Origin of the sequence: Anaerostipes butyraticus (assembly GCF_016586355.1) — a bacterium.
GTDB lineage: Bacteria > Bacillota > Clostridia > Lachnospirales > Lachnospiraceae > Anaerostipes > Anaerostipes butyraticus.
On sequence record NZ_BLYI01000073.1, the window covers coordinates 23,391 to 35,639 of the forward strand.

General features: G+C 45.5%; 9 protein-coding genes and 1 other annotated feature. All 9 genes read left to right on the top strand.

Annotated features, from left to right (window positions below; translation table 11 throughout):
• The first annotated feature begins 61 nt into the window (after positions 1–61).
• Positions 62–595 (top strand): PH domain-containing protein, encoded by a 534-nt coding sequence (locus JMF81_RS15705; protein WP_243282716.1) that lies wholly within the window; start codon positions 62–64, stop codon positions 593–595.
• On the top strand, positions 582–2,051 hold the full coding sequence (locus JMF81_RS15710; protein ID WP_201312369.1) for a PH domain-containing protein: 1,470 nt from the start codon (positions 582–584) through the stop codon (positions 2,049–2,051). The genes JMF81_RS15705 and JMF81_RS15710 overlap by 14 nt, the downstream gene beginning before the upstream one ends.
• 82 nt (positions 2,052–2,133) lie before the next feature.
• Positions 2,134–2,371, top strand: a binding site (T-box leader).
• A gap of 98 nt (positions 2,372–2,469) precedes the next feature.
• Positions 2,470–3,507: a phenylalanine--tRNA ligase subunit alpha gene (gene pheS / locus JMF81_RS15715; protein ID WP_201312370.1), complete on the top strand. Its 1,038-nt coding sequence runs from the start codon at positions 2,470–2,472 to the stop codon at positions 3,505–3,507.
• Positions 3,508–3,525: 18 nt separating this feature from the next.
• The gene (gene pheT / locus JMF81_RS15720) at positions 3,526–5,970 is read left to right on the top strand and encodes a phenylalanine--tRNA ligase subunit beta (RefSeq protein WP_201312371.1); all 2,445 of its coding nucleotides are present in this window, start codon (positions 3,526–3,528) and stop codon (positions 5,968–5,970) included.
• A 79-nt stretch (positions 5,971–6,049) separates the two neighbouring features.
• Positions 6,050–7,075 (top strand): tRNA preQ1(34) S-adenosylmethionine ribosyltransferase-isomerase QueA, encoded by a 1,026-nt coding sequence (gene queA, locus JMF81_RS15725; protein WP_201312372.1) that lies wholly within the window; start codon positions 6,050–6,052, stop codon positions 7,073–7,075.
• 312 nt (positions 7,076–7,387) lie between these two features.
• Positions 7,388–8,416 carry a Gfo/Idh/MocA family protein gene (locus JMF81_RS15730; protein ID WP_201312373.1) on the top strand — a complete coding sequence of 343 codons (1,029 nt, stop codon included), beginning with the start codon at positions 7,388–7,390 and terminating at the stop codon, positions 8,414–8,416.
• Between the two features lie 22 nt (positions 8,417–8,438).
• Positions 8,439–9,659, top strand: coding sequence for a BaiN/RdsA family NAD(P)/FAD-dependent oxidoreductase (locus tag JMF81_RS15735; RefSeq protein ID WP_201312374.1), 1,221 nt, complete (start codon positions 8,439–8,441; stop codon positions 9,657–9,659).
• An 11-nt stretch (positions 9,660–9,670) separates the two neighbouring features.
• Positions 9,671–10,333, top strand: coding sequence for a (d)CMP kinase (cmk, locus tag JMF81_RS15740; RefSeq protein WP_201312375.1), 663 nt, complete (start codon positions 9,671–9,673; stop codon positions 10,331–10,333).
• A gap of 10 nt (positions 10,334–10,343) precedes the next feature.
• Positions 10,344–12,242, top strand: a complete 1,899-nt coding sequence (locus JMF81_RS15745) for a bifunctional 4-hydroxy-3-methylbut-2-enyl diphosphate reductase/30S ribosomal protein S1 (protein ID WP_201312376.1) — start codon at positions 10,344–10,346, stop codon at positions 12,240–12,242.
• Positions 12,243–12,249 lie beyond the last annotated feature (7 nt).

Sequence of the window (12,249 nt, forward strand, 5' to 3'; positions counted from 1 at the left end):
CTGTAGTATGGTCTTGTAAGAAACAATCAATGTCTGATCATTGAATACAGAGGAGGGAGTCATGAAGATAGAAAGTGTTAACGAAATACAAGGGAAAACATCGGGCATAACCTATGAGAAACTGCCGAAGCGTGCTCTTTCCTGCATGTATGCTTCGGCAGCCGTGGCCGGAATCATCGGCCTGATCATTCTGGGCGCGGTCAATTATTTCTGGATATTTCCGAAAGATATTGCGGCGGGGAAATGGGTTTCCCTGATTCTTGCCCTGCTGATCCTTGCCAATATGGCGGTCAGCCCGTATTTCAGATTTCACAGATACCGTTACAGCATCAATAAAGAGTGTATCGACATTATGGAAGGATATTTATTTGTAGAAAGGAATATCGTGCCCATTGAGCGCCTGCATAAGCTGCAGACAGCCAGAGGACCTCTGGACCAGCTGTTTGGAGTGGCAAAGGTGATCGTGACCACAGGAGGCGGAGATGTGACCATCTCGTTCCTGGAAGAGGAAAAGGCAGAGCAGATTGCGGATGCTTTGAGACGCAGGATCAATGAAATCGTAATAGAACAGAGGGATGCCTATGGAAAAGAATAAAAAATTCAGGAATCACATTTCCATTGTAGCAGAGCAGATTTTCGGCGGCCTGTTTGCTGTGATCGTACTTTTTGCGGTAAATTTTTTTCAGGACGCCGATGACCTTACCCGGGATGACCTGATGGTTGTATCGGACTATGGAATTTTTATCTTTCTTGGTGTCGCTGCTGTTTTTATCATTGTGGCGATCAACCGGCTTCTGGTCTGGGCAAGAACTTATATTTCCATCGAAGAAAATGCCATTGTGATCGAGAGAAATACGGTGAACCGGAAGAAAAATACCATAGGGATTGCCAGCATTTCCAATGTCAATATGGAGCAGAATCTTTTCGAAATGATCATGGGAACCTGCAAGATTAAGATTGATATCAACAGCCGTTCCACAGCGGATGATACGGATGTAAAGATTGTCCTGAAAAAGGCAGACGCCCAGGCGTTTAAAAAGGAAATCATGGAGAAAATGCAGGGCGCGGAAGAAACGAAACCGGAAGCTCAGGAAGAAGTGACATTTGATATCCATGCACAACTGGGAGATATCATCCGTCATGGCATTTATTCCATCAATATTTTATCGGTTATTTTGCTGGTGCTGGGAATCATCGGTTCCGGCGTGGCTGCGGTGCGTCTGCTGACCAGGCCGGATGTGATCGGATCCCTGCTGGGCATGGCAGGAGCGGCTGTGGTCGCGGTGTCTATTATAGTTTCCTCTCTGTGGGATACCTTAAAGGATTTTATCCGCTATTATGATTTCCGGGCCGGAAGAAAGGGCGACAGAATCTACATATGCTACGGCCTTTTGAAAACAGTGGAATATACCATCCCGGTGGATAAGATACAGGCTCTTGTGATCCGTCAGTCTCTGGTTGCCAGAATCTTTCACCGCTACAAAGCGGAAATTATCAATATCGGCATGGGAGACGAGGAAGAGGAGAAAAATTCATTCCTTGTTCTCTACGGAACTGAAACACAGCTGAAAGAGCAGATCGGCCTGCTGCTGCCGGAATTTCTGGATACGGTGGAGCAGAAAGTGGACAGAATGCCAAAGAGTGCCTGGGCGGCGTGGATGGTCCCGTTTCTTATCTACCTTCTGATGGTGTGCGCGGCAGGAGCAGTTGTATCAGGATTCCTGGGAAAATACACGCTTCTGATCTGGGGATGCGCGGCAGGGCTTATTGTTCTGGTTCTGGCGGGAATGGTTCTGAGCTATCTGTCCGACGGCACCGGCATTGGAGAAGATTTCCTGAAAGTCTCCAATGGATTCTTCGGCCGGGAGTATGTGGCAGTGCCTTATGAAAAGATCCAGTATGTGGGATGGAAACAGAATTTCATCGCCCGGGGCCTGGGAATCCAGAAAGGGAAGATTCATCTGCTGGCTTCGGGAAGCAATGACGTTCAGGATGTTCCGTACTTTAACCGGGAAGCGGAAGACAAAGTAAGAAATGGAATGCTGCGGTAAGAAAAACAGATGCCGGTGCCCCGGAAGATAAAAATCTGAATTTGTTGACAAACGGCAGAATCTGTGTCATAATATTCTGGAATTTTGAGCTGTGAACATACGTGAGTAAAGGAGATGTAGCGATACAGAGACGGAGTGTCACCGGCTGCAAGCATTCCGCGTGAACCTTCTTGAAATTTCAGTATGGGAGCTTTCCGGCGAAAAGCAGCGTGCGTTAAGCCGGATGCCTGTGTAGCAGAACATTACACAAAACGAGTGCAGAGTAAGAAAGAATACTCTGAAATAGGGTGGTACCGCGATAGATATACATCGTCCCTTGTTTTATGACAAGTGGCGGTGTTTTTTTATATCATAGGAAATTCCTGATTTACCGGAAATTTCATGGAGACCGCGCTGAAGTAAGAAAGGAGAAATATAAATGAAAGATAAAATCAACAGCATTTTATCAGAAGCGAAAAACAAGATTGCGGAAGCGGCAAACGAAGGTGAGCTGCAGAGCGTAAAGAGCTCCTATATCGGAAAACAGGGCTCTTTAAGTCTTTTGATGAAAGAGATGCCGAAGCTGGATGTATCTCTGCGTCCTGAGATGGGAAAACTTTTAAATCAGGCAAAAAAACAGGTAACAAAATTGATCGATGAGAAGAGAGTGGAATTAAAGCTGAAAGCTTCCGAAGTGTCTTCCGACTTTGACTGCTCTGTTCCGGGAATTCTTCCATCTGGAGGAGGACTGCATCCGATCACACAGATGTGTTATGACCTCAATGATGCATTCCGTTCCATGGGATTTGAGGTGTTTGAAGAAGATGAGATCACAAGTGAGATGTACGCCTTTGATAAACTGAATTTCCCTCCGAATCATCCGGCCCGTGAGAGCATGGATACTTACTGGATCGAAGGACATGACAGCGGCAGCACCAACGAAAAACTGTGCCTGCGTCCTCATCTGACAGGCGGAAGCGTTCGTTATATGCAGACTCATAAACCGCCGTACCGTTTCGTATACCCGGGACGCGTTTACAGAAATGAGACAACAGACGCTCATCATGAGAGAGCGTTCTTCCAGTATGAGGCGCTGATCGTGGATAAAGATATCACATTTACATCAGGAAAAGTCATGATCCAGAGCATTTTAAGCAAAGTATTCGGTACGCATGTGCCGGTGCGGATGCGTTCCGGTTTCTTCCCATTTGTAGAGCCTGGATTCGAGATCGATATGCAGTGCCAGGTCTGCGGAGGAAAGGGATGCAGCGTATGTAAACATGTAGGATGGATCGAAGTTATGCCGGGAGGTTCTCCGCATCCGAATGTACTGCGTGCAGCAGGACTGGATCCGGATGAATATACAGGATTTTATGTAAACATCGGACTGGACCGTCTTGTTATGATGCGCTACGGCGTGGACGACGTAAGACTGTTCCACAGTGGCGACTTAAGATTCCTGAAACAGTTTAAATAGATAGTAGGAGAGAAGAAAATGAAATTATCATTATCATGGATAAAAGATTATGTAAAAATTCCGGAAAATATGGATTTGAAAAAACTGGCGTATGATCTGACAATGTCCACAGTGGAAGTAGAGGACGTGGAAGAACTTGCCCGCCGTTTTGATCATATGGTAGTCGGAGTGATCGACCGGATTGAAGCTCATCCAAACGCTGACCGTCTGAAAGTATGTAAAGTAGATATCGGTGACGGCGAGATCAAGGATATCGTCTGCGGCGGCATTAATTTAAGAGAAGGAATGAGGGTTGCAGTATCCTGTCCGGGAGCGGTCGTACGCTGGCATGGAGAAGGAGAACCTGTTGTGATCAAGAATTCCAAACTTCGCGGCGTAGCGTCCTTTGGAATGATCTGTGCTTCCGATGAAATTGGACTGGGAGAATTGTTCCCGGCAGAGCAGGAAGCGGAAATTCTTGATCTGTCTGCTTTTGACGTTCCTGCAGGTACCTCTCTGGCAGATGCCCTGGATATGAACGATATCCTTCTGGAAATCGACAATAAATCAATGACCAACCGTCCGGATCTCTGGGGACATTACGGAATCGCCCGGGAAATCGCGGCTCTTTATGATCTGCCGCTGACGGAGATCGAACCGTTTGAAACGGATGTCACATCTGATTTCAAGGTAGAGATCATGTCTCCGGACCGCTGTCCGAGATATATCGGAGTCGAAATGTCCGGCGTGGGAGTGAAACCGTCTCCATATCAGATGCAGAACAGAATCTGGAAAGTCGGCATGCGTCCGATCAATGCGCTGGTAGATATTACCAACTATGTCATGCTTGCCACCGGAAATCCGACCCATGCATTTGACGCGGACAATATTACAGATCACATTGTCGTAAGGCATGCGGAAGAAGGAGAGAAACTTCTTTTGCTGAATGATCACGAAATCGATCTTTGCGAAGACGATCTGGTCATCACAGATTCTGAAGGTCCGGTAGCCCTGGCAGGCGTTATGGGAGGAGCCAAGGATTCCATTCTTCCGAAAACAGAGCGTGTCATCCTGGAAGTTGCCAACTTTGAAGCGACAGGAATCCGCCGTACTGCTCTTCGTTATGATAACCGTACCGAAGCATCTTCCCGCTATGAAAAAGCAATTGATCCGGAACGATGCGACCAGGCTCTGGCGCTTTCCATGAAATACTTCAAGGAACTGTATCCGGAGTTAAAAGTAACAGGATACTGCGATAATTACGTAAAGAAGCTTGAACCTGCAGAAATTGATGTGGATCTGGTATGGCTGGAGAAGAGACTCGGAAAACATCTGACCAACGATGAAATCCAGGGAAAACTGAATCAGCTCGGATTCGATGTGGAGATTCAGGGCAGCAATATGCATGTGACAGCTCCGACCTGGCGTTCTACCGGCGATATTTCCATCAAAGATGATGTGATGGAAGAAGTAGCCAGAATGTACGGATATGACAATTTCGAGGCGACAGAATTTACAACAACATTTACAGGAGCTATTAATCAGAAGGATAAGAGTCTGATTCGAAATATCAAAGAATATATGGCATTTCGCTGCGGTATGCAGGAAATTTATACCTATCCTTGGATGAACGATACATTTGTTCATGCGGTTCTTCCGAATACGGACGGAATTCTGAAGCTTTCCACGCCTCCGGCGCCGGATCTGAGCTATATCCGCTCATCCCTGCTTCCGAATCTCTGTGAAGCAGTTATGAAAAATGAGCGTTACTTCCATACGTTCTCCATTTTTGAGGAGGCACAGGTATTCTTCGACAGAAATTATACTTCTGTTTATGATGAGTCCGAATCCCTTCCGGAACAGCGCAGACATATCGGAGGCGCTTTTGCAAGCAGCGAGAAGGATATCACTGCACTGTTCAGAGAAGCAAAAGGCGTTCTGGAAAATATGCCGCGCTATACTCATATGGAAGCTTATGAGTTCAGAAAAGAAGAGAAACCGGTATGGGCCGATAACGTGGTATGGCTGAATATTTATCTGAACGATGAAAAAATCGGAGATATGGGACTGCTGGCCAAGAAAGCTTCCATGGAATGCGGAATCAAAAATCTTTCCGTTATGTTATTTGAACTGGATGGAACGAAGCTGAAACCATTAAAATCCAGAACAAATCATTTCGAACATCTTGCAGAGTATCCGGAAACAGATTATGATATTTCCATGCTGTTTGATGTGGATGCCATGTGGAAAGACATGTATGATGTGATCATGGGCAAAAAGAAAGCGAGCGCAATGCTCAAAGACGCTGCATTTGTGGATGAATACAGAGGAAAACAGATTCCGAAAGGCAAGAAGTCTGTAACGATTCGTCTGACCATTGGATCTGATGAGAAGACTCTCACATCTCAGGAAATTGAAAACGCAGCAAATAAAGTCATGAAGAAACTGACAAAACAGATGGGAGCAGAACTCAGAACACAATAAATTATAATGAGGACAGCCCTTGTATGAAAAAAGACATGCAGGGGCTGCTTTTTGGAATTTAGTAAAGGTAGCAAGTGAAATGAAAACAAGTGATTTTTATTATGATCTTCCGGAAGAACTGATCGCGCAGGATCCGCTGGAAGATCGTTCAAGTTCAAGGCTTTTAACGCTGGATAAAGAAACCGGCGAGATCTGCCATGATGTTTTTAGAAACATTAAAAATTATTTAAAGCCGGGAGACTGTCTGGTGTTAAATAATACGAAGGTCATACCGGCAAGGCTGATCGGAGCGAAGGAAGAGACCGGAGGCAAAGTCGAGGTCCTGCTGCTTAAGAGAAAGCAGGATAATGTGTGGGAAACCCTGGTAAAACCGGGCAAAAAGGCGAGACCGGGAGCAAGAATTTCCTTCGGAGACGGAATGCTGACAGGAGAAGTCCTGGAAGTGGTCGATGAGGGGAACCGCCTGATCCGCTTTGAATATGAAGGAATTTTCGAGGAGGTGCTGGATCAGCTGGGACAGATGCCTCTGCCGCCTTACATTACCCATCAGCTGAAAGATAAGAACCGTTATCAGACGGTTTACGCGAAATACGACGGGTCCGCAGCCGCTCCTACAGCGGGGCTCCATTTTACAGAAGAACTGCTGCAGCAGATTCGTGAAATGGGAGTTAAGATTGCCTGGGTGACCCTTCATGTAGGACTGGGAACTTTCCGTCCGGTGAAAGTAGAGGACGTTCAGGAACACCATATGCATTCTGAATTTTACCGGATCGAAGAAGAGGACGCCCGCCTGATCAATGAGACGAGAGCAGCCGGCGGAAGAATCATTTCCGTTGGAACAACCAGTACAAGAACCCTGGAATCCGTAGCGGACGAGGATGGAACCGTCCGGGCAAAAAGCGGATGGACCGATATTTTCATCTATCCGGGTTATCAGTTTAAAGTCATCGACGGGCTGATCACAAACTTCCATCTGCCGGAATCTACTCTGCTGATGCTGGTTTCCGCTCTGGCAGGAAGAGAAAATATTCTGCACGCCTATGAGGTGGCAGTCAAAGAGAGATATCGTTTCTTCTCTTTTGGAGATGCGATGTTCATTCATTAAAATCGTTTATGGAAATCCTGGAACGGGTGTGGAAACACCCGTTCTTTCTTTATTGCATAGGGAACTGCGTTCCTATGCAATAAAAAACGCTCCGCGAGGATCGCACTGCGGCGGAACGGAAACTGCCGCTCATGCGCCCGCCGCAGGCGAAGAATCCTGCAAAGCAGGATTTTTTCTTAATTTCACAGGAAACAGCGTTCCTGTCCGGAAAGCCTGATTTTTTATGCAATAAAAAATCAAAATGTGATATGATAAGAAAAGATTAAGAAAGATATTGAAATTTTAAACGAATAGTACAAAGAGGAGGAACCTATGAAACTTGCGTTTATTGGCACAGGGAAAATTATCGGGGATGCGCTGTTTGCCGTGGAACCTGTGGAAACCATTGAAAGGACTGCAATCTTTGCCAGACCTCACAGCAGAAAGAAAGCAGAAGACCTGGCGGCTCAGTATCAGATTCCGGAGATTTATACGGATTATGGACAGCTGCTGGAAGAGACGGCGGCGGACACCGTATATATCGGGCTGATTAACAGCGCCCACTATCCATATGCGAAGGAAGCACTTCTCCACGGGAAAAATGTAATCCTGGAGAAACCGTTTACCGGATTTTATGAGGAAGCAAAAGAGCTGCAGCAGATTGCGGAAGAAAAGAAATTATTTATTTTTGAAGCGATCACGATTCTTCACAATGAAGTGTTTGATGAAATGAAGAAAAATCTGAGGAAACTGGGAACACTCCGGATGGCTTTGTGCAATTATTCTCAGTATTCCAGCCGGTATGACGCTTACCTGGAGGGAGATATCGCTCATTCTTTTGACCCGGAATATTATGGCGGAGCGCTGTATGATATTAATGTTTATAACATCCATTACTGTGTGGGCCTGTTTGGAAAGCCGCTGGATGTGGAATATTATCCGAATATAGGGCCAAATGGAGTAGATGTGTCCGGAACTCTGGTGATGCGTTATGATGGGTTCAGCGCTGTCTGTACGGGGACCAAAGACTCTGACAGCCCGGGCTTTATTTCCGTTCAGGGGGAGAAAGGCTGGATGAAGATCGACAGCAAGCCAAATATTGCGGATGCACTGACGACCACATATGCCGATGAAAATGTAAAAGAGAAAGTAAGAGACGCGGCAGGCGCCATGGTCCGGGCGACGATCACGGAAAATTATAAGGCTCCTGAAAAACATCATCGGATGACCCAGGAATTCATTGATTTTGCCAGAGTGATTGATGAGAAAGATTATGAGACGGCTCATGAATTCCTGACGGAGACGGTGACAGTGGTCGGCGTACTGGAGAAAGCGCGTACAAAAGCAGGGATCAAATTTTAATGGAGCACGAGGAACATAACATATGAAAGTAATTGTTGTAGGCGGCGGCGCCGCTGGAATGATGGCAGCCTTTTGGGCGGCGAAAGAAGGAGATGATGTTATCCTTCTGGAGCAGAATGAAAAACTTGGGAAGAAGCTTTTTATCACAGGAAAAGGAAGATGCAATGTAACCAATGCCTGCGGGATTGAGGAGCTGCTGGACCATGTAGTTACAAATAAGGAATTTTTGTACAGCGGGTTTTACAGTTTTTCCAACGAAATGGTCATCGAACTGCTGGAGAAGCTGGGATGTCCGATGAAAATAGAAAGAGGAAACCGGGTATTTCCGTTATCCGACCGTTCTTCTGATGTGATCCGTGCCCTGGAACAGGGATTAAGGCAGAACGGAGTGGAAATCCGCCTGAATACGAAAGTAAAAAATATATTAAAGGACAACGGCTGCGCGGCAGGAGTCAGACTGGCAGGCGGGGATACTGTAAAAGCAGATAAAGTGATCGTAGCTACAGGAGGCATGTCCTATCCATCCACCGGATCTACGGGAGACGGATACCGGTTTGCCAGAGAAAACGGACATCATATAACGGAGCTTGTGCCGGCCCTGGTTCCCCTTCAGACAGCCGGAGATATCTGCTCCAGACTGCAGGGGCTTTCCCTTCGAAATATAAAAGCAGTGCTTACAGCAGACGGAAAGAAAGTCTATGATGAATTTGGAGAAATGCTGTTTACTCATTTTGGAGTCAGCGGCCCGGTTATATTAAGCGCCAGCAGTCATTTAAAACAGTACAGGGGAAAAAAACTGGAGCTTCACATTGACTGGAAACCGGCGCTTTCTGATGAGCAGCTGGATCATAGAATTTTAAGGGATTTTCAGAAAGTCATGAATAAAGAATTTAAAAATTCTCTGGATCATCTTTTGCCAAAAAAGGCGATTCCTGTTATGATTGAACTGTCCGGGATACCCGGTCATAAAAAGGTCAATGAGATCACAAAGGAGGAAAGGAGAAGACTCCTCAGTCTCATGAAGGATTTTACATTGACGGTCACAGGAGCAAGAGGATTTAAGGAAGCGATTATTACTCAGGGCGGGATTGACGTCAAGGAAATTGATCCCGGAACCATGGAGTCTAAAAAAATAAAAGGATTATATTTTGCAGGAGAAGTCCTGGATCTGGATGCAGTCACAGGAGGATTTAATCTTCAGATTGCCTGGTCTACAGGATATCTTGCAGGATCCAATTACTAGGAGGAAGAATTATGTACAGTATTGCAATTGACGGGCCTGCAGGAGCGGGAAAGAGTACGATTGCCAAAACGATTGCGAAGAAACTGGAATTTATTTATGTGGATACCGGAGCCATGTATCGGGCAATGGCCCTCTATTTTATCCGCAACGGTATTGATCCATTGGACGAAAATGCCATAAACGCGGCATGTGCAGATGTTCATGTGGGGATTGCTTACGAGAACGGTGCTCAGCAGGTTCTGTTAAACGGAGAGAATGTGACCGGGCTGATCCGCACGGAAGAAGTAGGGAATATGGCTTCAAAGACGTCAGCTTATCCTACGGTCAGGGCTACTCTTCTGGATCTTCAGAGAGATCTTGCGAAAAAAGCGGATATCCTGATGGATGGAAGAGATATCGGAACCAATGTGCTTCCAGACGCAGATCTTAAAATTTACCTGACAGCATCTTCTGAAATCCGCGCCAGACGCCGCTATAATGAATTGATCGAAAAAGGAGAAAAGGCAGATCTGGCTCAGATTGAGAAGGATATTATTATCCGGGACAAACAGGATATGGAAAGAAAGATTGCCCCGCTCAAGAAAGCAGAGGACGCGGTGCTGGTAGATTCTTCTGATATGACGATCGAGGAAGTTGTGGAATGTATTCTGGAAGAGTTTGAAAAAGTGAAATAACGGAGGAAGAATGGAAGTTATATTAGCAAAAACTGCCGGGTTTTGTTTCGGGGTGAAACGCGCGGTAGACACTGTCTATGAACAGGCAGGGAAACAGCATGTGTACACGTATGGGCCGATCATACACAATGAACAGGTGGTGTCAGACTTAAAAAAGAGGGGAGTCCGGGTTCTTCATTCGAAAGGAGAACTGGAAGAGCTGAAAGAAGGGACGGTAATCATACGTTCCCATGGCGTTCCAAAAGAAATTTATGATATCATCACATCAAAAGGTCTGGAACTTGTAGATGCGACCTGCCCGTTTGTGCGAAAGATTCACCGGATCGTGCAGAAAGCAGGAAAAGAAGGAAAACAGATCATTATAACCGGCAGTGCGGAACATCCGGAAGTTGAGGGAATCAGAGGATGGTGCAGCGGAAAAGTTACGATCATTTCAGAGGCGTCTCAGATGGATGAAATTGACTGGAAACAGCCGGCCTGTCTGGTCTCCCAGACGACATTTAATTACAAGAAATTTCAAGATATAGTTGAAATTATCGAGAAAAAGGGTTATGATATAGAAGTATGTAATACAATATGTAATGCCACAGAAGAGCGTCAGCTGGAAGCAAGATCTATAGCGAAGAATGTGGACGCTATGATTGTCATTGGAGACAGACATAGCTCGAACAGCCAGAAGTTATTTGAAATCAGCAGCAAAGAGTGCCCGAGCACTTTTTTCATACAGACACTGGAGGAGCTGGATTTGAGGCTTTTTGAATCGACTGGTAAGGTAGGTATTACAGCGGGGGCCTCAACCCCACAGAAAATTATCAAGGAGGTTCATGCTAGCATGACAGAAAAGAGTTTTGAACAATTATTAGAGGAAAGTTTAGTCACGATTCATAATGGAGAAGTAGTTGAAGGGACTGTTATCGATGTAAAACCGGATGAGATCATCCTGAATATCGGATACAAAGCAGACGGTATCCTAACAAGAAATGAATACTCTAATGATTCCGCCAACTTGGATTTGACAACAGTTGCAAAAGTTGGTGATACAATGGAGACAAAAGTCCTGAAAGTAAATGATGGAGAAGGACAGGTACTCCTCACTTATAAGAGACTAGCAGCTGAAAAAGGCAATAAGCGTCTTGAGGAAGCTTATGAGAATAAAGAAGTACTGAAAGCGCCGGTAGCACAGGTATTAGACGGCGGACTGAGCGTTCTGATCGATGAGGCGCGTGTATTCATTCCTGCAAGCCTGGTTTCTGATTCTTATGAAAGAGATCTTAAGAAATATGAGGGACAGGAGATTGAGTTTGTGATCAGTGAGTTTAATCCTCGCAAGAGAAGAGTGATCGGTGACCGCAAACAGCTTCTGGTAGCCGCTAAGAAAGAAAAACAGAAAGAATTATTCGAAAGAATCGAAGTCGGCATGAAGATTGACGGAGTCGTTAAGAATGTGACAGATTTCGGTGCATTTATTGATTTAGGAGGAGCAGACGGACTGCTTCATATTTCCGAGATGTCCTGGGGACGTGTTGAGAATCCTAAGAAAGTATTCAATATTGGAGATAAAGTAACTGTACTGATCAAGGATATCCAGGGTGAGAAGATTGCTCTGAGCCTGAAATTCCCAGAAGAGAATCCATGGCTGACAGCAGAAGAGAAGTACAAAGTTGGTAATAATGTAACAGGCCGTGTTGCACGTATGACAGATTTCGGTGCGTTTATTGAACTGGAATCCGGAATTGATGCCCTTTTACATGTTTCTCAGATTGCCAGAGAGCACATCGAGAAGCCGTCAGATGTACTGAATATCGGACAGGAGATCACAGCAAAGGTAGTTGACTTCAAGAAAGATGAAAAGAAGATCAGCCTGAGCATGAAAGCGCTTCTGAATGAAGAAGAAAAATCAGAAGAATAAGAAAAAA

Excerpts from the sequence above, each read along its gene's own strand:
- JMF81_RS15705 (WP_243282716.1), top strand. The coding sequence starts at position 62 with ATGAAGATAGAAAGTGTTAACGAAATACAAGGGAAAACATCGGGCATA.
- JMF81_RS15710 (WP_201312369.1), top strand. The coding sequence starts at position 582 with ATGGAAAAGAATAAAAAATTCAGGAATCACATTTCCATTGTAGCAGAG.
- pheS (WP_201312370.1), top strand. The coding sequence starts at position 2,470 with ATGAAAGATAAAATCAACAGCATTTTATCAGAAGCGAAAAACAAGATT.
- pheT (WP_201312371.1), top strand. The coding sequence starts at position 3,526 with ATGAAATTATCATTATCATGGATAAAAGATTATGTAAAAATTCCGGAA.
- queA (WP_201312372.1), top strand. The coding sequence starts at position 6,050 with ATGAAAACAAGTGATTTTTATTATGATCTTCCGGAAGAACTGATCGCG.
- JMF81_RS15730 (WP_201312373.1), top strand. The coding sequence starts at position 7,388 with ATGAAACTTGCGTTTATTGGCACAGGGAAAATTATCGGGGATGCGCTG.
- JMF81_RS15735 (WP_201312374.1), top strand. The coding sequence starts at position 8,439 with ATGAAAGTAATTGTTGTAGGCGGCGGCGCCGCTGGAATGATGGCAGCC.
- cmk (WP_201312375.1), top strand. The coding sequence starts at position 9,671 with ATGTACAGTATTGCAATTGACGGGCCTGCAGGAGCGGGAAAGAGTACG.
- JMF81_RS15745 (WP_201312376.1), top strand. The coding sequence starts at position 10,344 with ATGGAAGTTATATTAGCAAAAACTGCCGGGTTTTGTTTCGGGGTGAAA.